General features: G+C 33.6%; 17 protein-coding genes, 5 tRNA genes and 1 riboswitch. Of the genes, 21 read left to right on the top strand and 1 reads right to left on the bottom strand.

Features of this window, described 5'->3' with window-relative positions; genetic code table 11:
• Position 1 precedes the first annotated feature (1 nt).
• The 11 genes from EQM05_RS01185 (at position 2) to EQM05_RS01235 (ending at position 10,698) form a co-directional block, all read left to right on the top strand.
• On the top strand, positions 2–541 hold the full coding sequence (locus EQM05_RS01185; RefSeq protein ID WP_128748164.1) for a F0F1 ATP synthase subunit delta: 540 nt from the start codon (positions 2–4) through the stop codon (positions 539–541).
• 10 nt (positions 542–551) lie between these two features.
• Positions 552–2,066, top strand: coding sequence for a F0F1 ATP synthase subunit alpha (gene atpA / locus EQM05_RS01190; RefSeq protein WP_128748166.1), 1,515 nt, complete (start codon positions 552–554; stop codon positions 2,064–2,066).
• Positions 2,067–2,093: 27 nt separating this feature from the next.
• Positions 2,094–2,933, top strand: coding sequence for an ATP synthase F1 subunit gamma (gene atpG, locus EQM05_RS01195; RefSeq protein WP_128748168.1), 840 nt, complete (start codon positions 2,094–2,096; stop codon positions 2,931–2,933).
• A 12-nt stretch (positions 2,934–2,945) separates the two neighbouring features.
• The gene (gene atpD, locus EQM05_RS01200; protein ID WP_128748170.1) at positions 2,946–4,349 is read left to right on the top strand and encodes a F0F1 ATP synthase subunit beta; all 1,404 of its coding nucleotides are present in this window, start codon (positions 2,946–2,948) and stop codon (positions 4,347–4,349) included.
• Between the two features lie 11 nt (positions 4,350–4,360).
• A complete protein-coding gene (locus tag EQM05_RS01205; protein ID WP_128748172.1) occupies positions 4,361–4,765 on the top strand; it encodes a F0F1 ATP synthase subunit epsilon in 405 nt (134 codons plus the stop codon).
• 230 nt (positions 4,766–4,995) lie between these two features.
• Positions 4,996–5,658, top strand: coding sequence for a hypothetical protein (locus EQM05_RS01210; RefSeq protein ID WP_205694153.1), 663 nt, complete (start codon positions 4,996–4,998; stop codon positions 5,656–5,658).
• An 87-nt stretch (positions 5,659–5,745) separates the two neighbouring features.
• The gene (gene murA / locus EQM05_RS01215; RefSeq protein ID WP_128748175.1) at positions 5,746–7,002 is read left to right on the top strand and encodes a UDP-N-acetylglucosamine 1-carboxyvinyltransferase; all 1,257 of its coding nucleotides are present in this window, start codon (positions 5,746–5,748) and stop codon (positions 7,000–7,002) included.
• Positions 7,003–7,130: 128 nt separating this feature from the next.
• Complete coding sequence (gene spoIID / locus EQM05_RS01220) at positions 7,131–8,174, top strand: stage II sporulation protein D (protein WP_243108089.1); 1,044 nt, start codon at positions 7,131–7,133, stop codon at positions 8,172–8,174.
• A gap of 307 nt (positions 8,175–8,481) precedes the next feature.
• Positions 8,482–9,198, top strand: coding sequence for a M23 family metallopeptidase (locus EQM05_RS01225; protein WP_128748176.1), 717 nt, complete (start codon positions 8,482–8,484; stop codon positions 9,196–9,198).
• Between the two features lie 107 nt (positions 9,199–9,305).
• Positions 9,306–9,560 (top strand): sporulation transcriptional regulator SpoIIID, encoded by a 255-nt coding sequence (gene spoIIID, locus EQM05_RS01230; protein WP_128748178.1) that lies wholly within the window; start codon positions 9,306–9,308, stop codon positions 9,558–9,560.
• Between the two features lie 100 nt (positions 9,561–9,660).
• Positions 9,661–10,698, top strand: a complete 1,038-nt coding sequence (locus tag EQM05_RS01235) for a rod shape-determining protein (protein WP_128748187.1) — start codon at positions 9,661–9,663, stop codon at positions 10,696–10,698.
• Positions 10,699–10,755: 57 nt separating this feature from the next.
• Here EQM05_RS01235 and yyaC read toward each other — a convergent pair whose 3' ends face one another.
• The gene (gene yyaC / locus EQM05_RS01240) at positions 10,756–11,298 is read right to left on the bottom strand and encodes a spore protease YyaC (RefSeq protein ID WP_128748189.1); all 543 of its coding nucleotides are present in this window, start codon (positions 11,296–11,298) and stop codon (positions 10,756–10,758) included.
• Positions 11,299–11,563: 265 nt separating this feature from the next.
• Here yyaC and EQM05_RS01245 point away from each other — a divergent pair.
• The 10 genes from EQM05_RS01245 to EQM05_RS01290 all read left to right on the top strand — a co-directional run bounded on the left by EQM05_RS01245 (position 11,564) and on the right by EQM05_RS01290 (position 20,209).
• Positions 11,564–11,639, top strand: a tRNA-Thr gene (locus EQM05_RS01245).
• A gap of 5 nt (positions 11,640–11,644) precedes the next feature.
• Positions 11,645–11,729 (top strand) — tRNA-Tyr (locus EQM05_RS01250).
• A 6-nt stretch (positions 11,730–11,735) separates the two neighbouring features.
• Positions 11,736–11,811 (top strand) — tRNA-Val (locus tag EQM05_RS01255).
• Positions 11,812–11,842: 31 nt separating this feature from the next.
• Positions 11,843–11,918 (top strand) — tRNA-Thr (locus tag EQM05_RS01260).
• 5 nt (positions 11,919–11,923) lie between these two features.
• Positions 11,924–12,008, top strand: a tRNA-Tyr gene (locus EQM05_RS01265).
• A gap of 50 nt (positions 12,009–12,058) precedes the next feature.
• Positions 12,059–12,160, top strand: a riboswitch (SAM riboswitch).
• A gap of 80 nt (positions 12,161–12,240) precedes the next feature.
• On the top strand, positions 12,241–13,416 hold the full coding sequence (gene metK / locus EQM05_RS01270) for a methionine adenosyltransferase (RefSeq protein WP_128748191.1): 1,176 nt from the start codon (positions 12,241–12,243) through the stop codon (positions 13,414–13,416).
• A 145-nt stretch (positions 13,417–13,561) separates the two neighbouring features.
• On the top strand, positions 13,562–15,787 hold the full coding sequence (locus EQM05_RS01275; protein WP_128748193.1) for an ATP-dependent RecD-like DNA helicase: 2,226 nt from the start codon (positions 13,562–13,564) through the stop codon (positions 15,785–15,787).
• The gene (locus EQM05_RS01280; protein ID WP_128748195.1) at positions 15,784–16,788 is read left to right on the top strand and encodes a hypothetical protein; all 1,005 of its coding nucleotides are present in this window, start codon (positions 15,784–15,786) and stop codon (positions 16,786–16,788) included. Before EQM05_RS01275 ends, EQM05_RS01280 begins: the two co-directional genes overlap by 4 nt.
• Entirely contained in the window at positions 16,761–17,441 is a 681-nt protein-coding gene (locus EQM05_RS01285) for a phosphoribosyltransferase family protein (protein ID WP_128748197.1), read from the top strand. Before EQM05_RS01280 ends, EQM05_RS01285 begins: the two co-directional genes overlap by 28 nt.
• 347 nt (positions 17,442–17,788) lie before the next feature.
• Entirely contained in the window at positions 17,789–20,209 is a 2,421-nt protein-coding gene (locus tag EQM05_RS01290) for a plasma-membrane proton-efflux P-type ATPase (protein WP_128748199.1), read from the top strand.
• Position 20,210: the final 1 nt, after the last annotated feature.

Consider the following 20,210-nt stretch of genomic DNA (forward strand, 5'->3'; position numbering starts at 1 on the left):
TATGTATGAATATTTAGATAGAAGATATGCTCTGGCACTTTATGAGGTTGCTGAGGAAAAGGGAAAAGTAGAAATATTTCTGGATGATTTAAGACAGATTGTAAAAGTTTTTGATAATGATGAAGATTTTTTAAAGATAATGAAGCATCCAGAGATAAGTATTGCAAGAAAAAAGAAGCTTTTCATCAAAATTTTCAAGGGTAAGATTGATGATGATTTACTTTCATTTTTATTAATTTTAATTGAGAAGGATAGAATATTGTTTCTCAAAGAAAAGCTGGTAGAAATGGAAAAGATTCATTTAGACAGGAACAATACACTGCTTGCACATGTAAAAACAGTGATTCCTCTGGATGAGTCACAGAAAAAACAATTAATCAGCAGTCTTGAAAAAAAGTATGATAAAAAAGTTATATTAAAAGAAGAAATAGATAAAAGTGTTATCGGTGGTGTCTATGTCAGAGTTGGCGATGATGTAATTGATGGTACTTTAAAATCTAAATTACAGGAAATGAAAAAATTAATGCTTAAAAGAGAATAGAGGTGAGCCTATGAACATTAAACCTGAAGAAATTACGTCAATAATAAAAAAAGAAATTGAAAAATATGATAATAAAATAGAAACTGTTGATTCAGGTACAATTATTCAGATAGGTGATGGAATAGCAAGAGTTTATGGATTAAATGATTGTATGGCAGGTGAACTTCTAGAATTCCCAAAAGATGTATATGGAATGGCCCTAAACTTAGAACAGGATAATGTTGGATGCGTTCTTTTAGGTTCAGAAGAGGGAATAAAAGAAGGAGATATAGTAAAGAGGACAGGAAGAGTTGTGGAAGTGCCTGTTGGTGAAGCATTAGTGGGCAGAGTTGTTGACGCTTTGGGAAAACCTATTGATGGTAAAGGACCCATATTAACAAATGAAACAAGACCTGTAGAATCACCAGCCCCAGGCGTTATTGATAGACAATCCGTTAAACAGCCGCTTCAGACTGGAATAAAAGCTATTGATTCAATGATACCTATAGGTAAAGGACAAAGGGAATTAATTATAGGTGATAGACAAACAGGAAAAACTGCATTGGCAATTGATACTATATTAAACCAGAAGGGTAAAAATGTAAAATGTATTTATGTAGCCATAGGTCAAAAGCAGTCAACTGTTGCCCATATAGTAAATGATCTGACACAGATGGGGGCTATGGATTATACCATAGTTGTATCTTCAACTGCATCAGAATCAGCACCATTACAATATTTAGCACCATATTCAGGATGCAGTATTGGTGAATATTTCATGGATAAAGGTGAAGATGTATTAATAGTATATGATGACTTATCTAAGCACGCTGTTGCCTATAGAACAATGTCATTATTACTTAGGAGACCACCAGGAAGAGAAGCTTATCCAGGAGATGTATTTTATCTGCACTCCAGATTACTTGAAAGAGCTGCAAAACTTTCAAATAAGCTTGGAGGGGGATCACTTACTGCTCTTCCAATAATAGAGACCTTGGCAGGAGATGTAACTGCATATATTCCTACTAATGTAATTTCCATAACAGATGGACAGATATTCCTGGAATCAGAATTATTTTATGCAGGACAAAGACCAGCAGTTAATGCAGGTATATCTGTATCAAGAGTTGGCGGCAGTGCTCAAATAAAAGCAATGAAGCAGGTTGCAGGAACACTTAGACTTGAACTGGCACAATATCGTGAGCTTGCTGCATTTGCACAGTTTGGATCAGACCTGGATAAAGAGTCTAAGAGAAGGCTTGAAAAAGGTAAGAGATTAACGGAAATACTTAAACAGCCTCAATACAAACCATTATCAGTTGAAAAGCAGGTAATGATTTTATATGCAGGTGTTGATAACCATCTTATGGATATACCTGTTAATAAAATCAGAAAGTTTGAAGATGAATTTTTAGCTTATATGGATACTCAGCACAGGGAAATTGGAGAAGAAATTAACTCTACAGGTGAATTAACTGATGATATAAAATCAAGGCTAAATGAGGCTATAAATGAGTTTAAAAAAGTTTTTTTAGCAGAGGAATAGTCTAGAATCCTTTGCAGGAGGTGAACTATGGCAGGACTAATTGCTATAAGAAGAAGAATTAAGTCCATTACCAACACAAGAAAAATTACTAACGCCATGGGGCTCGTTGCCACCGCTAAGCTTAGAAAAACAAGAAGCTTACTTGATATTAATTGTGATTATTATGATTCCTTTGAGGAAACTATTAAATTAATAGTGCAAAATGTTGAAAATTATAACATATATACTCATGGTAATGAAAGCAATAAAGAGCTGATTATAGTTTTTACTTCCGATTCGGGACTTTGTGGAAGCTTTAATTCAAATGCTGTATCAGAAGCAATTAGGCAGGCATCTGAGAATAAGGATAATTCTTTCATTATGGTGGTTGGACAAAAGGGAAGAGCATATTTCAAAAAATTGAAATACTCTACTGCAGCAGAATATGTTGGAATTTCTGATCTGCCCTCTTTAAAAGAAGCTAGAATTATTGCTGAACATGCATTAAGACTTTATAGGAATGGCGAAGTAGGAAAAATAAAGGTTGTTTATACCAAGTTCCACTCCGCTGTAAAACAAGATGTATTGACAAAAAAGCTGCTTCCAATAGATTTTACTGCAGTTAATAACAGTAGTATTATTCTTGAACCTGAAGTGAATACTTTACTGGAAGACTTATCAGATACATATATTCAGCAATGTATATTAAATTATATGCTTAACTCAAAAGCTAGTGAACAAGGGGCAAGAATGTCTGCCATGAACGGAGCAACTAAAAATGCAAATGACTTATTGGAAAAATTGCAGCTAAAATATAATAGAGTAAGGCAGAGTTTGATTACTCAGGAAATTTCAGAAATAGTTGGTGGAGCAGAAGCTCAAAAGTAAGGAGGTAAACTGATGCCAGGCAAAATAGGTAAAGTTGTACAGGTAATAGGACCTGTTATAGATATAAAGTTTGATTCAGACAGCCTTCCTAATATTTATAATGCTATAGAAATTATACTTGATGATAGAAAAATTGTTGCTGAGGTTGAACAGCATGTTGGTGACGATATTGTAAGAGCTATAGCTATGGAAGGAACTGAAGGTTTAAAAAGAGGAATTGATGCTGTTGATACTGGAAAACCAATAACTGTTCCTGTAGGAGAAGAAGTCCTTGGTAGATTGTTTAATGTTCTTGGAAAGCCTATGGATGAGGCAGGAGAGTTTAAGGCTAATGAATTTTATTCTATTCATAGACCAGCACCAACTTTTGAAGAGCAGTCTGTTGAGCCGGAAATGTTTGAAACCGGGATTAAGGTTATTGACTTGTTAGCACCTTATCAAAGAGGCGGTAAAATTGGACTGTTTGGCGGCGCAGGAGTTGGTAAAACAGTATTGATCCAGGAGTTAATTAATAACATAGCAAAACAGCACGGTGGTTTATCAGTATTTACTGGTGTTGGTGAAAGAACAAGGGAAGGTAATGACTTATACAATGAAATGAAGGAATCTGGTGTTATAAACAAAACAGCACTTGTCTTTGGCCAGATGAATGAACCGCCAGGAGCCAGAATGAGAGTTGCATTAACCGGATTGACAATGGCAGAATATTTTAGAGATCAAGGACAGGATGTTCTTTTATTTATTGATAATATATTCAGATATACCCAGGCAGGATCAGAAGTTTCAGCTTTACTTGGAAGAATTCCAAGTGCAGTTGGATATCAGCCTACACTGGCTACTGAAATGGGAGCTTTACAGGAAAGAATTACATCAACAAAACATGGTTCAATTACATCTGTTCAGGCAGTATATGTTCCAGCAGATGACTTGACTGACCCAGCTCCAGCTACTACATTTGCTCATCTTGATGCAACAACTGTATTGTCCAGATCCATAGTAGAACTAGGTATTTATCCTGCTGTAGATCCATTGGAGTCATCATCCAGGATACTAGATCCTAGAATTGTTGGAAATGAACATTATGAAGTGGCATCAAGAGTAAAACATATTCTTGAAAGATATAGAGAATTACAGGATATCATTGCTATTTTGGGAGTAGATGAACTTTCGGATGAGGATAAGCAGGTAGTAACAAGAGCAAGAAGGATTCAAAGATTCCTTTCACAGCCATTTACAGTTGGTGAGCAATTTACAGGTATCAAGGGTAAATATGTTCCCATTAAAGAAACAATAAGGGGCTTTGAAGAAATATTAGATGGCAAATATGATGATTTACCAGAATCAGCCTTTTTATTTGCTGGAACTATAGATGATGTTGTTGAGAAAGCTAAATCCATTATGGGAAGCCAGGAATAGGAGAGGATTTTATGGCAGAGACTTTAAAATTAACAATTAAATCTCCTGAAAAAGAACTTTTTAGTGGTGCAGTTATTGAAGTCATCACAGAAGGTGAAGATGGTAAGGTAGGAATATTACCTAATCATATACCAATGATCAAGTCTCTAATTCCAACAATAACTGAATTTACTGATGCAGAAGGTAAAAAATATAAAGCTGTTACTTCCGATGGAGTTATAAAGGTTCTTAATAATGAAGCCGTTATACTCTGTGGAGCCTGTGAATGGCCTGAGGATATAGATATAAAAAGAGCTCAGGAGTCAAAGTCCAGATCTGAAAAGAGATTACAGGAAAAGCAGAATATTGATATAAAAAGAGCTGAAAACTCTCTTATGAGAGCGCTTGTTAGAATAAAGGCAAAGGAAATTATATAGATTAGAGTAATTTACTCTAGTCTTTTTTTTATGCATAATTTAATGTAGAAATGAGAAAGCCCCACTTATGCACATTTTTATTTAAAAACTATATATTAATAATATATTTATTGAATATTTCAAAGGGTATTTGTCCATAATCAAAATAATACAAATTATGAGAGGGGTAAAATATATCTCTGTTGAGTTATATTGTGTTTATTATGTTGCGGAAAATAGAAGTTTTTGTATTGATAATTATATTTTTGTTTATAAATATGAACAGCCATTCATTTGCAAGCAATAAAGGAGACTTAATAGATAGCATGGTAAAAAGCTGTAATGGCAATATTCAGGAATATGGAATTAGATTTTCTTTTAATGCTAATGGTAATGGAGAGGAAATATGCAGCAGCATCTTAAAAAAAATTAATCCTAATATTAAGGATATAGATAATGTAGTTCGAAATGATAAATTATACTGTATTGAAATCAAAAGTAATATCATTAATGGTTACATAGAAAGTATTAATTATGACAATTATAATGTTGTAACTGTAAATTTAACTAAGAAGGACAACGTAAACAATTTAACTGATTTTAAAAAAGATATTTCTTCAGCTCTAAGTAAAGATTATAATGTGAACACATATTTCATGTATATTAAGTTCAAAGTTGATTCACAGGATTTAGAACATATTAATGAAAAATTGGGGGTAGTTATAAAAGAACATGGAGGTACTGACATACAAACAGTACAATTAGAAAATGGATTCAGCAGTACTGCTTATACTGGGAGATATTCACCTATTAAAAGTGCTGGAAGATCAATTGATTTAAACTATGCTGTATGCAAATATCCTTCCGGAATTGATGTGATAATTGGAACACCGGAAATACTTACTTCCTACTAAAGATAAACAAAATGTAAATTTAATTAAATTATTAAATGGCCAAAGTTATCTATGCTATACAACAGTACTGTAGATTGGAGGATGTAAATGAGTAAAATAATTATTAATGGAGGAAAAAAGCTAGAAGGGGAAGTAGATATTAGTACAGCTAAAAACTCTATATTACCAATTATAGCAGCCAGCATATTAAGTGAAGATAAGTGTATTATAAATAAGGCCCCTATGTTAGAAGATGTATTTGTATTGTGTGATGTACTAAGGTCTATTTCTGCAAAAATAGACATTGATGTTTTAAACAAAAGCGTATTTATTGATTCATCAAAATTAAAGAATTGTGAACCCAATAGTGAATTAGTTAAAAAAATGAGGGCATCATTTCTTATAATGGGTCCTATGATATCAAGATATGGAAAATTTAAAATTTCACTGCCTGGAGGATGTAATATAGGTACAAGACCAATAGATCTGCATCTGAAGGGGCTTACTGCATTAGGCGCAAAAATAAATGTTGGTCATGGGTATGTAGAAGCCAAGGCCAGCAGACTTGTAGGAAATAAAATATATTTGGATTTCCCATCGGTTGGTGCAACAGAAAATATAATGATGGCTGCTGTAAAGGCTGAGGGAGAAACAATAATAGAGAACTGTGCAGAGGAACCTGAAATAGAGGATTTAGGTAAATTTTTAAATAGTATGGGAGCAAATATTATTGGAGCAGGTACAGATACCATCCATATTATCGGAGTAAAGGAATTAAAGGGAGCATCTCATGTACCCATTTATGACAGGATTGAAGCAGGTACTTTTATGGTAGCAGCTGCTATAACCAGAAGTAAAATTAGAATTAATGGGGCTAATGAACAACATATTAAACCTGTCATTGCCAAATTATCTGAAATGGGAGTAAAAATTCACTGTGAAAGTAACTCAATAACAGTAGATGGAGATGTGGACTTAAAGCCTGTGGATATAAAAACCATGCCATATCCAGGTTTTCCAACAGATATGCAGGCTCAAATGATGGGACTTTTATGTACTGTTAAAGGAACAAGCAATATTTCTGAAACTATTTTTGAAAATAGATACATGCATGTACCAGAGTTAAAAAGAATGGGAGCTAATATTAAAATTGATGGGAGGACAGCCATTATAGAAGGCGTTGATAAATTAACAGGCAGTGAGGTAAAGGCAACAGATTTAAGAGCCGGGGCTGCATTAATATTATGTGGACTGGTTGCTGAAGGACAATCTACAATTACAGATATATATCATATCGATAGAGGATATGTAGAAATAGAAAAAAAGCTGAAAAATTTAGGAGCTGAAATAAAAAGGGTAAATTAATATAAGCTGCTTTAATGCAAAAAAGGGATATTGCTTAATAAATGCAATATCCCTTTTACTTTGGTAATATTTTTATCTTTATACTAATAAAATATATTATGCTATTTTCATTAGAGGGAGGAAGTGCATTGAAAAGAATAATTATCCCCTTTCATTTGAAAAGAATAGTAATAATCTTAACAGCTATTTTATTATTTATAATGATATTACCAATTTTAATTGTAGGTGTTAACAATAATTTAAAAGGCGATATAACTAAATTTGGAGTTAAGCCTAATGATGTTATATTTAATAAGAACAATGGCGGAGGACCAGAAATAAAAGTATATTTAACCAAGGAAAACAAGATTTTAAGCATAAGCCTTGAAGAATATATAAGGGGCGTTGTTGCAGCAGAAATGCCTGCGGAATATAATATTGAAGCTTTAAAGGCTCAGGCAGTAGCAGCCAGAACCTTTGCAGCAGCACATATGGAGTGCTTTGGAGGTGTTAAATACAAGTATGCTAATGGAGCAGATGTAGTGGATACAGTTCAATGTCAGGCATATATGGACAAGGATACCAGATTTAAGGCATGGCCTGAGAAAAAAAGCGGGGAGTATTGGAATAAAATCACTGAAGCAGTAAAGTCTACTGCAGGTGAAATTCTAACCTATAATGGAGAATTGGTTATGGAACCCTATTATTTTGCTGTAAGCAGCGGAAAAACAGAAAGCAGCAAGGATGTTTTTTCTCAAAATATAGATTATTTAAAAAGTGTAAGCAGTCCCGGTGATGAAAATTCACCTGAGTTCAAGTCAGTAGAAAATGTAAAATCAGCGGACTTTGTAAACCGGGTTAACAGCACTTATCCAAATGCAAAACTTTCAGCAGGCAGTATAAAAAAGCAGGTAGCAATTTTAAGTACAAGCAGTGCGGGCACGGTGAAATCTATTAAGCTTGGAGGTACCACAATTTCTGGATCAGATTTTAGAGCCATGTTTAATCTGCACTCCTCAAATTTTACATTAAGCTACAATAAAAACACTGTTATAATTACCTGCAGGGGATGTGGGCATGGTGTTGGCATGAGTCAGTGGGGTGCCAATTATATGGCTAAAGCCGGAGACAGTTACAATAAAATATTAACTCATTATTATCAGGGAGTTAAAATTGAAAAACTAAAATATTAATATATATACTTTGAAATCTGCAAAGTATATAATAGCAATGCTAAAGCTCAAAAGTTAAGTAATAAATATTATCGATTTCCTTTATTAAGGGAATCTTAAGTTTATCTTTTGTAAAAGAAAACTGAGATATTTATTATTTTTTTTTGGGCTTTTTTCTTGATTTAAGTTTTTCATTTGTCAGATGTGGCATATTTTGAAGATAATGTGTAATGTGCTGTCAAAAAAATATGAAAAAAGTAGTAAATTTTTTATATAAAATATGTATTTTTTAGGAGCATATGGACAGACTGAAAATGGAGGTGTTCATATGGACAAAAAAATTTTCAACAAGAGTTCAAATTTTTTTAAAAGGGAGGGCTTCTATGTAATTTTATTTGTATGCTTGTGCGTTGTAGCCGCAGTTGCTGCAGTAACTGCCAAAAACAGTGTAAAGTTAAAAAATACACCTATAACTCAAAATAGCGTTACTGATCAGAAAAATGGCAGCAGCACAGCAGATATAGCACAGGAGCCTAGCGTAGAATATGAAAATGCTCTGCAGGTAAAAAAGAATAACAGAGCAAATATATCTGTACCAAAAACTGGTTCAACAGGTGTAGCAGCTGCTACGGATACAACTTTTGTTAAGCCTGTTAATGGAACAATAGCAAGACAATTTTCATCTGAACCTGTTTATTGGGATTCTACAAATTCCTACAGACCTAATTTTGGTATAGATATAAAAGCTGGTTTAGGTGAACCAGTTGTATCGGTTTTAGGCGGTAAAATCGAGAAAATAAGCAGTACAACTGAGAATGGCGTTGAAATTGTAATAGATCATCAGAATGGGTTAAAAACAGTATATTCAAACCTTGATGCAAAAGTATTAGTAGCTCAGGGACAGACTGTTAAAAAGGGTGAAAAAATAGGTGTTGTTGGCAACACTACATTAAACTCAGCATATGAAAAGTATGGTGATCACTTACATTTTGAGGTTACAAAATCCAAACAATCAGTAAATCCATTAACATATATAAAATACTAGATTATTAGCCATTTTCCGATTAATATATCGGAAAATGGCTATATAAAGTAATTTAAATATGCAGTAAAGCATATTTATAAGTATAGAAGGGTTAAGGAGGCAGCACTTTGAAAGATTACATTGAAGATAGAGTTTTAGAAGTTGCTAAATATATCATAGGATCAAAAGCTACAATCAGAAAAACAGCAAAGGTTTTTGGAGTAAGTAAAAGTACAATACACAAGGATATGACAGAAAGATTGCCTAAAATAAATCCACAAATTGCCATGGAAGCTAAAAATATTCTTGATTATAACAAAGCAGAAAGGCATATCAGAGGTGGAAAAGCTACAAAAATGAAGTACAAGGCTATTGAAGGTTAATAACATTCCTATTATAATAAAACTATTAGTATGCTATAATCAGATTATAATTGTGATTAATTAAAGCATATAACTACAAATGAGCAGGAGTGAAGAGGGAATGTTTTTTAGTATAGGGACAGATTTGGGAATTGATTTAGGAACAGCTACTGTTTTAGTATATATTAAAGGAAAAGGCGTAATATTAAAAGAACCTTCAGTTGTAGCAATAGATAGAACTAATAACAGGGTGCTGGCTGTAGGGGAAGAAGCCAGACAGATGATTGGCAGAACCCCGGGAAATATAGTAGCAATTCGTCCAATGAGAGACGGTGTAATTTCTGATTATGATATCACAGAAAGAATGTTAAAACATTTTATTTCAAGAGCTTGCGGTAAGAGAAGAATATCATCACCAAGGGTAGTGGTTTGTATACCATGTGAGGCTACCGAAGTTGAAAAAAGGGCAGTTATAGATGCAGCTAAGAATGCGGGAGCAAAAAAAGTATTTTTAATTGAGGAGCCATTAGCTGCTGCAATTGGTGCAGGTATGGATATTACCATAGCTAGTGGAAGTATGGTCATTGATATCGGAGGAGGAACCACTGATATTGCAGTTATTTCATTAGGGGGAATAGTGGTAAGATCATCTATTAAAGTAGCTGGAGATAAATTCGATGAATCCATAATAAAGTATATAAGAAAGAAACATAAATTAATGATTGGTGAACGAACTGCAGAGGATTTAAAAATTAATATTGGTTCTGCTTTTAAAATGGACGAGGAGAAAGTGGCTGAAATAAGAGGAAGAGATTTAATAACAGGACTTCCAAAAAATGTAGAAGTATCTTCTGAAGAAATGAGGGAAGCGCTAAAGGAAACAGTAAATGCTATTGCAGATTGTACTCACTCAGTATTGGAGAAGACACCTCCTGAATTAGCAGCAGATATTGCTGATAAAGGAATAATGATGACCGGAGGCGGCTCATTATTAAATGGATTAAGTGATCTAATTCAAGAGGAAACAAAAGTTCCTGTTTATTTAGCGGAGGATCCCGTATCCTGTGTTGCTCTTGGAACAGGTAAAGTGTTAGAATATCTTGACAAAATGGACGTTTCTTTTATTGGAGAAGATATAACACTTATTGATAATAAATAAAAAAGTAAAACAAAGCTCTGATGATTTATTAGAACTTTGTTTTTATTTTTCAATAAATTACTTATAAGTCCAATCTGAAATTTCTTTAAGATAACAAGAATGAATTAATGAATTGACAATGGTTCTGGCCATTGAAATAATTAAATCCAGTCTAATTGAATTGTTACTGAATATTTCATTATTTTCACTTGAGTCAACTATGCCTATAATAGAGCTTTCCCCTACATCAGGAAGTGATTTGCCCACACCTTTTCCTGGATGTATTGCAAAATCTCTTGCTTGTATTTCTCCTATGGAACCTTCATCTCCAAGACAGGCATCTATTCCAATAAAGTTGCTTTGAGGATGAAGAGCTTTTAACTCAGATAATTTTCTATCAATATTTAATGCATGAATAGGATCAGGTATTGTACCATATACAGGCAGTGGAAAGTTTCTTTCTTTAAGAAATGTACCCACTAATGGACCTAGGCAGTCACCTATACATCTATCAGTGCCTATACACACAATTATTGTATCCTTACTAATATAGTCTTTCAAAAAATAAGCAATCTCATAATAAGCCAAAGCATTTTTGTAATAAACTTTTACCTTGTTCAAATGCCAACACCTCCTTAATAATTTATATGAAACTATTGGGAGAAATATTTTACAATGTATAAAAAATTAGTGAATAAACAATATATGCACAAAAGCTTGTGTTAGTTATTCAGGAGCAGCTATGTGTCTAATATTAAATTATTCGAAGGATTAATGAGCATTTTAAAGATATTTTTGAATAATAACTAAATGTAGGGTTTGAAATTAACTCAGTAACAATGTATACTATTGCTTGTTGATAATTTGATAAATATAGATTAAATATGCTGGCATGGCTCAGTTGGTAGAGCAATTGATTTGTAATCAATAGGTCGCGGGTTCAAATCCTGCTGCCAGCACCAGGTGTGGAGGAGTTCCCGAGTGGCCAAAGGGGGCAGACTGTAAATCTGTTACGTAATGTTTCGATGGTTCGAATCCATCTTCCTCCACCATAAAATGGGCGCATAGCTCAGCTGGGAGAGCATCTGCCTTACAAGCAGAGGGTCACAGGTTCGAGCCCTGTTGTGCCCACCATTTTATTTAATTTATATAGACAAAATAATATGCTGGCATAGCTCATCTGGTAGAGCAACTGACTTGTAATCAGTAGGTGGTGGGTTCAAGTCCTACTGCCAGCACCATGTATGGAGGAGTTCCCGAGTGGCCAAAGGGGGCAGACTGTAAATCTGTTACGTAATGTTTCGATGGTTCGAATCCATCCTCCTCCACCAAAGACACTAATTTTAGTGTCTTTTAAGTTTTTAAAAATTATATAGGTTTACTCTTATCAAGAGAGGTGGAGGGAAAGGGCCCTATGAAACCCGGCAACCGATGCATTTGCATTAAGGTGCCAATTCCTGCAGATATTTCTGCAAGATAAGAGAGTTGTTAGTAATTAACCTCTTCTTATGAAGAGGCTTTTTTATTATATTATAGTGTATAGAGAAAGGTGGAGGGAGAATAATGAGAAGATTATTTACATCAGAATCTGTTACAGAAGGACATCCAGACAAAATATGTGATCAGATTTCAGATGCAGTACTAGATGCAATATTAGAAAACGATCCAAATGGAAGGGTTGCATGCGAAGCTACTGTAACCACTGGCATGGTTATGGTTATGGGTGAGATATCTACAAAATGTTACGTTGATATTCCTAAGATAGTTAGAAAAACTATTGAGGATATAGGCTATACAAGAGCAAAGTATGGTTTCGATGCAGATACCTGTGCCATACTTACTTCAATCGATGAACAGTCACCTGATATTGCATTAGGTGTAAACCAGGCTTTAGAGGCTAAAAAAGGACAGATGGATAAATTCGAAGCTATTGGAGCTGGAGATCAGGGTATGATGTTTGGGTATGCCACAAATGAAACTCCGGAATATATGCCTATGCCTATAGCTATGGCACATAAGCTTGCCAGAAGGCTTGCAGAGGTAAGAAAGAATGGAACATTGGATTATCTAAGGCCAGATGGTAAAACACAGGTCACAGTTGAATATGAAGATGATAAGCCAGTAAGAATAGATACCATAGTAATATCAACACAGCATAGTCCACAAGTAACAAGAGACCAAATCGAAAAAGACATGATAGAGTTTGTAATTAGAAAAGTGATTCCACATGAACTTTTAGATGAGAATACAAAGTATTATATCAATCCAACAGGAAGATTCGTAATAGGCGGCCCTCAGGGAGATTCAGGACTAACAGGCAGAAAGATTATTGTAGATACTTATGGAGGATATGGAAGACATGGCGGTGGATGTTTCTCAGGAAAAGATCCAACAAAAGTTGACAGATCAGCAGCATATGCAGCAAGATGGGTAGCTAAAAACTTAGTTGCTGCGAAAGTTGCAGATAAGCTTGAAATAGAATTAGCATATGCAATTGGCATAGCAAAACCAGTATCTATTAATGTGGACACATTTGGAACAGGTAAAATATCTGATGATAAAATTGTTGAAATAATAAATAAGATATTTGATCTGAGGCCAGCTGCTATTATAAGGGATCTGGATTTAAGAAGGCCTATATACAAACAGGTTGCAGCATATGGCCACTTTGGAAGAACAGATTTAAATCTTCCATGGGAGAAGTTAAATAAAGTTTCTGAAATAAAAAAATATATGTAATTACTTTATAAGGATTTCTTTTGTGCAGGGAAATCCTTATATTTTTTATGATATAATAATGTTACGATTTATAATCATGTTTTTCGATATTTGAATAAACTATAGGAATATTGTTAAACATTATAATAATAGTAGGTGAAATTTTATGCAGGAAATACAAGGCTTTATAGAAGATATAGTGTTTAGAAATGAGGATAATGGATATACTGTAGCTAAGTTAAAAGACCATAAAACAATAATAACCATTGTTGGATGTCTGCCATATATTATTGAAGGGCAGAATGTGAAACTAAAGGGGGAATGGGCAGTACATCCTCAGTTTGGTGAACAATTCAAGGTGGAAAATATTGAGGAAATAGTACCAAGTTCTTTAACTGGAATTGAAAGATATTTATCCTCTGGAATTATTATGGGCATAGGTCCTGTTACTGCAAAAAAGATTGTAGAGAAATTTGGAGAAAAAACATTAGAAGTTTTTGATGAGGATATTGATAAATTAAAGGAAATTGAAGGTATTGGTGAGAAAAAATTAGATTTAATAAAGGAATCCTATGTTCAGCAAAAGGAAATCAGAAGTATTCTCATATTTTTACAGAATTACGGTGTCACGCCAAATCAATGCTTAAAAATTTATAAAAGGTTTGGCAGTGATTCCATCTCTGTAGTAAAAAATAATCCATATGTACTTACAGACGAAATTTCAGGTATTGGGTTTAAAACTGCAGATAAAATAGCCAGAAGTTTAGGAATAGAGGCCAATTCGCCATTCAGGATTCAAAGCGGGATAATTTACATAGTAAATCAATTCTGCATGCTTGGAAACACATATATGCCTATGGATAAACTTCTGAAAGAAAGTGTGTCCGTATTAGGTGTAAAGCAAAGTGAAGTTGAGGAAAATATTGTACAGTGTACAGTTGATGGAAAGCTTAAAATAGATAGGGTAGAAAATAATAATTGTGTTTTTACAATACCATACTATTACTGTGAACTTGGAGTTACAAGAAAAATACTTTCTCTTTGTTTTAATAAATATGAAGATTTAAAAATTGATATTGAAAATGACATTAGTGAATTTGAGAAGAATAATAATATTAATTTTGCACCATCACAAAAGGAAGCCATTAAGGGAGCAATGGAAAATGGAGTTGAAATTATTACTGGTGGGCCCGGAACAGGCAAAACCACTATAATTAACTGTATTACAGAAATATTTGAAAAATACAGTTTAACTGTTATGATGGCTGCTCCAACAGGCAGGGCAGCAAAAAGAATGACTGAAACCACAGGAAGAGAAGCAAAGACAATACACAGATTACTGGAAATGGGCATAAATGAGCAGGAAAATGATATGCTCTTTAACAGGGGAGAGGAGTCACCCCTTGAATGTGATGTTGTAATAGTTGATGAAGCATCAATGATAGATATAACTCTTATGAATAATCTTTTGAGAGCTATATCACTAGGCACCAGGCTGATAATTGTGGGAGATGTGGATCAGCTTCCTTCAGTAGGACCAGGGAATGTATTAAGAGATCTTATTGAAAGCAATTGTGTTAAAGTTGTAAGACTAAAAGATATATTCAGACAGTCTGAAAAAAGCATGATAACACTGAACGCTCATAAAATAAATAATGGGGAAATGCCAGTTTTAAATGAAAAGGATAAGGACTTTTATTTCATAAGATGTGAAGAACAAAATAAGATTATGGATACATTGATTCAGCTAATTGACAAGAGGCTTCCTAAGTTCAATAAAAACTGGAATAAGAGGTCGGATATCCAAATTTTATCACCTATGAGAAAGGGAATCCTTGGAGTAACTAATTTAAATAAAATGCTTCAAAGTGTATTAAATCCACCTGATAAACTTAAAGATGAAAAAGAAGTAAGAGATATTATTTTCAGGGTTGGAGATAAGGTAATGCAGACAAAAAATAATTACTCTTTAAAATGGACTAGGATCAGCGGAAGTGGAGAAAATGAAGGACTTGGTATATTTAACGGTGATGTTGGCTTTATTGAAGAAATAAATCATGATAATAACACTGTAAGCATTATATTTGATGATGAGAGAAGAGTAATCTATGATAATATTTATTTAGATGAGATTGATCTGGCATATGCAATTACTATTCATAAAAGCCAGGGAAGTGAATTCCCAGTAGTAATAATGCCGATTTTTAACGGACCTCCTTTATTAATGAACAGAAATTTGTTTTACACGGGTATAACGAGAGCCAAAAAGTTAGTAGTTCTGGTGGGTTCAATAAAAGCAATGAAGCACATGATTGATAATAATAGAAGTTTTGAAAGATATTCATTATTGAAGTGGAGAATTAAGGATATTATTGAAAGTGATGTAGTATGAAAACAAATTTATGGGAAAATAAGATTAGTGAACTCATTTATGAATGGAGCAATGGCAATGAGAAGGTACTGAATATTACATCAGTACCATTTAATTCCTCAATATATCTGTTAAAAACAATTATTTCATATGTATATAAACAAAAGAAAGTGCTGTATATCACCGAAGAAAACGAAAAAGAAATTGATTTAATAGATAATATAAAGCAGTCCACAAAATTCAGAGGATATACCTATGTAAGATCTAAAAGCACCAACTCTGACAGCCCGTTAGTAATATGTAATTATGAAAATGCGAAAGTCAGCATGAGAAAGTATGATCTGGTAATTTACAATGAAGTCAGGAGTCTGCCGGTTTATACAAAGAAGCAGATTATTAATGTCACAAAAGAAAAATGTAAAGAACAGGGCAAAATAATATTTTATTCTATAGAGATGATTGAAAATAATGTTAGAGAAATATTACTTCCTGTAGATAGAAGCAGATTGCCTCAAAGCGAGCCGAGAGTTGTGATTACAAGACTGGATATTAATAAAGAAATACCATATGTAATTTATGAATATTTAAGCTGGTCCATTAACTCCATGAGAAAAGTTGTAATTTTTGTTCCAGGTATGGAGCAGGTGGTAAATGTTTATGGGCATATAAGCCAGTGCTCAGGTAATTTAACCAAAAATATTTACTCTCATCATAAAGGTGATAACGATAAAGCAATTATGAGTTTTAAACATGTGAAAGATGGAATCTTAATAACAGATGATTTTTCTTCTATATTCAATAACATGAGAAATCTTGATAAGATGATGTTTTTTGCCAACGATGAGGTGTATGATTATAAAAAACTTGTTTACCTTTGTGGTCCAAATTTACAAGGGAAAAAGGATTATAGAGGAGAGATAATCTTCTTATCCAATACAGAAACTGATGACATGGAAAATGCCAAAAAAATTATAAGGGATTTTAACAAAGAAGCATGGGAAAGAAATTTATTAGATATATAAGCTACATTTTTGACTGTATAATGGAGTTGATTTATCCGTCTCCGCAGCAATGTATATTGTGCAGTAATTCACTTAAAAGTCACGAATTTCTATGTGAGGACTGCCTGAAAAATATAACCAGGTGTTCAGCTCCAATGGTTATTAAAAGGGAAAAAGAAATTAAATGTTTCAGCTTTGCATATTATTCAAGAACAATAATGGAATTAGTATTAAAGTTTAAATATAAGAGTAATTTTATATGCTGTGAGGCACTGAGCAGTTTTATGGGAGATGCATATGAAAAAAACTCAATTAATTGCGACTTGATTACATATGTACCATTAACAAAGCTTTCTTACAGAAAAAGAGGATTCAATCAAAGTGAAATTCTTGCAAAGCAGATTGGAAGAAGGCTTAATATACCGGTTAAATCGATGCTTGTAAAAAGTAAAGAAAGTAAGGATCAAATTGGTCTTACTGGAGAAGAAAGATGGGAAAATATTAAGGACAGCTTCCAGATTAAAATTGATAACAATATTATAAAAGGCAAGAAAATACTTATCATAGATGATGTTGTTACCACTGGTGCCACATCATACTACTGCGGTGAAATGTTATTAAAAAACGGAGCTAAGGAAATTATAATATTGACTGCAGCAAAAAGTAAGATATAATATAATAGTACAAATTAAGTTAGGTTTGTGGTTGAAAGTCGATGCCAGTCGCAGGCAAAACGATCCACGTAAGTTAAATAAAATATTTAATGAGCATGGTGCGGTTTAGAAGTAAGTCCTGCCGTTTAAAGCGAGAGAATTAGTAGTGACAGGGTAATTCCGGGTAGCAAAACTTCCAGCAGGCGAGTGTGGGGTCAAAGACCAGGTCAACTGACTTAATAATGCAAAATAGCAGTCTCTTTTGAGGCTGCTATATTTATTTTAAATCAAAATACTATAAACTTATTGCCAAAATGGATAAAAGTATATAAAATAGAGTTAATAAATCAAATACAGGAGGGTTAGTTATGGTATCAGAGCTTAAAAATACTTCTGAGTATAAGAATATTTCATCAGAACAGGTAATAAAGTTTTTAAGAACAAGTTTACAGGGACTTTCTGAACATGAAGCATTAAGCCGTGTTAAAAAATTTGGATATAACGAAATTGCAGAAGTAAAAAAGAATGCAGTCTTTCAATTTCTTAAAAGATACTGGGGACCTATGCCATGGCTGCTGGAGTTTTCCATTGTACTCACTATAATATTACAACACTATACTGAAAGTTCAATAATATTTACGCTGTTAACCATTAATGCGGTTATTGGATATATTCAATCCCAGAATTCACAAAAGGCAGTGGAAATGCTTAAAAAAAGGCTGGAAATTAAGGCAAAGGTTCTGCGTGATGGCAAATGGGTTTTAAGGGAGGCCAAGGATATAGCTCCGGGAGATATAATAAATATAAAGCTTGGAGATTTGGTTCCTGCTGATGTTAAAATTCTGGATGGGCATGTATCTGTTGATGAGTCAGCCTTAACCGGTGAATCTTTACCAAAGGATATGAATGAATCAGGCATTATTTATTCCAGTTCAATTGTTAAGCGGGGAGAAGCTAAATGTGTTGTAATCAATACTGGCGCCAATACTTACTTTGGAAAAACTGTTGAGTTGGTAAAAGTGGCCAAGCCTAAATCAAAGCAGGAAGAATTAATGTTTAGTATTGTTAAATACATGATGTATTTGGGAATTACAGCATCGGTTATTGTTTCAATATATGCTGTTTATCTTCATAAGGATATCATGTTTATATTATCATTTATTGTGATTTTTCTTATTGGAGCAATCCCTGTGGCACTGCCTGCAGTACTAACAATTGTTCAGGCAGTAGGAGCCATGGAGCTTTCAAAAAAGGGAGTGCTGGTAACCAGACTTGATTCTATAGAGGACGCAGCATCCATAGATATTTTCTGCTTCGACAAAACTGGGACAATAACTCAAAATAAATTATCAGTTATAGATAGTGCAGCTTTTGGCAAATATAATAATGAAGATATTATTAAAATGGCAACATTAGCATCAAAAGAGGAAGGCATGGATGCAATAGATGTGTCAATTATTAATTATTCAAAGGCAGCTAAAATAAAATTTGAAGGATATAATCAAATTTCCTATACTCCATTTAATCCTGCCATTAAAAGAACAGAGGCAGTGATTAATTGTAATGGAAAGAATTTCAGCATAATTAAGGGTGCTGCACAAACAATTATGGAGTTGTGCGGTAAAATAGATAAAGCAGTTTTGAATAATATAAATGATATAGTATTAAAGTTTTCATCAAAAGGCTTTAGAACCATTGCAGTTGCAGTATCAGATGATGAAAATAGCAATATATATAATTTTGCAGGGTTAATAGCCATTGCTGATCCTCAAAGGATAGATTCTAAGAAAATGATTGAAGAAATAAAAGCACTTGGAATAAGAACCATTATGCTAACCGGGGATAATGCTGCCATAGCTAAGGAAATAGCAGGTCAGGTTGGAATAGGCAGTAAAATCATGTGCGCAGGTGATCTGAAGGGATTAAGTAAAGCTGAACAGCTTAAAGCTATTGAGGAAAGTGACGGCTTTGCTGAAGTATATCCTGAGGATAAATATAATATAGTAAAGCTGCTCCAGGAAAACGGGCATATGGTTGGAATGACTGGGGACGGAGTGAATGACTCTCCGGCACTTAAACAGGCAGAGCTGGGAACAGCAGTAAGTGAAGCCACGGATGTGGCTAAGGCATCTGCAAGTATAATTCTGACTAAACCCGGACTCAGTGAAATAATTGATTCAGTAAAGGTAAGCAGGAAGACATATCAAAGGATGCTGACATGGGTTATAAATAAAATCATTAAGGTTGTTGAAGTAGTTGTATTGTTTACGGCAGGCTTTTTCTGGCTCCATGATGTTGTTATTTCACTTTTAGGAATGTCTTTACTGGTATTTGCAAATGATTTTGTAACTATGTCCATTGCCACTGATAATGTTAAATCCACAGATACACCTAATAGCTGGGATGTTAAAAGAATTACAGTGTCCTCACTGATTCTTGGCATATTCTTTGCATTGGAGGATTTATTTTTAATATTTGCGGGGCTGAAATATTTTCATTTACAATTTGACAAGATACGCACTTTGGTAATGCTGAGTCTTGTGTTTAATACTCAGTTTAGAATATTAATTGTGAGAGAAAGACAGCATTTTTGGTCATCAGTACCAAGTAAGAATTTGCTCATAGTTAATATAGCAACTATAATAGGATTTATACTGCTGGGCATATATGGTGTGTTTATTCCAAATCTTTTGATGAATCAGGTTTTCATAATATTATTCGCAGCTTTAACATTTATGCTTATTGTGGATTTCTTAAAATATTACCTGTTTAAAAAATTCAATATATAAA

This window comes from Clostridium sp. JN-9, assembly GCF_004103695.1.
Classification (GTDB): Bacteria; Bacillota; Clostridia; order Clostridiales; family Clostridiaceae; genus JN-9.

Excerpts from the sequence above, each read along its gene's own strand:
- murA (WP_128748175.1), top strand. The coding sequence starts at position 5,746 with ATGAGTAAAATAATTATTAATGGAGGAAAAAAGCTAGAAGGGGAAGTA.
- EQM05_RS01275 (WP_128748193.1), top strand. The coding sequence starts at position 13,562 with ATGCAGGAAATACAAGGCTTTATAGAAGATATAGTGTTTAGAAATGAG.
- EQM05_RS01225 (WP_128748176.1), top strand. The coding sequence starts at position 8,482 with ATGGACAAAAAAATTTTCAACAAGAGTTCAAATTTTTTTAAAAGGGAG.
- EQM05_RS01185 (WP_128748164.1), top strand. The coding sequence starts at position 2 with ATGTATGAATATTTAGATAGAAGATATGCTCTGGCACTTTATGAGGTT.
- EQM05_RS01285 (WP_128748197.1), top strand. The coding sequence starts at position 16,761 with ATGGGAAAGAAATTTATTAGATATATAAGCTACATTTTTGACTGTATA.
- EQM05_RS01280 (WP_128748195.1), top strand. The coding sequence starts at position 15,784 with ATGAAAACAAATTTATGGGAAAATAAGATTAGTGAACTCATTTATGAA.
- atpA (WP_128748166.1), top strand. The coding sequence starts at position 552 with ATGAACATTAAACCTGAAGAAATTACGTCAATAATAAAAAAAGAAATT.
- metK (WP_128748191.1), top strand. The coding sequence starts at position 12,241 with ATGAGAAGATTATTTACATCAGAATCTGTTACAGAAGGACATCCAGAC.
- atpG (WP_128748168.1), top strand. The coding sequence starts at position 2,094 with ATGGCAGGACTAATTGCTATAAGAAGAAGAATTAAGTCCATTACCAAC.
- EQM05_RS01290 (WP_128748199.1), top strand. The coding sequence starts at position 17,789 with ATGGTATCAGAGCTTAAAAATACTTCTGAGTATAAGAATATTTCATCA.
- EQM05_RS01235 (WP_128748187.1), top strand. The coding sequence starts at position 9,661 with ATGTTTTTTAGTATAGGGACAGATTTGGGAATTGATTTAGGAACAGCT.
- EQM05_RS01205 (WP_128748172.1), top strand. The coding sequence starts at position 4,361 with ATGGCAGAGACTTTAAAATTAACAATTAAATCTCCTGAAAAAGAACTT.
- atpD (WP_128748170.1), top strand. The coding sequence starts at position 2,946 with ATGCCAGGCAAAATAGGTAAAGTTGTACAGGTAATAGGACCTGTTATA.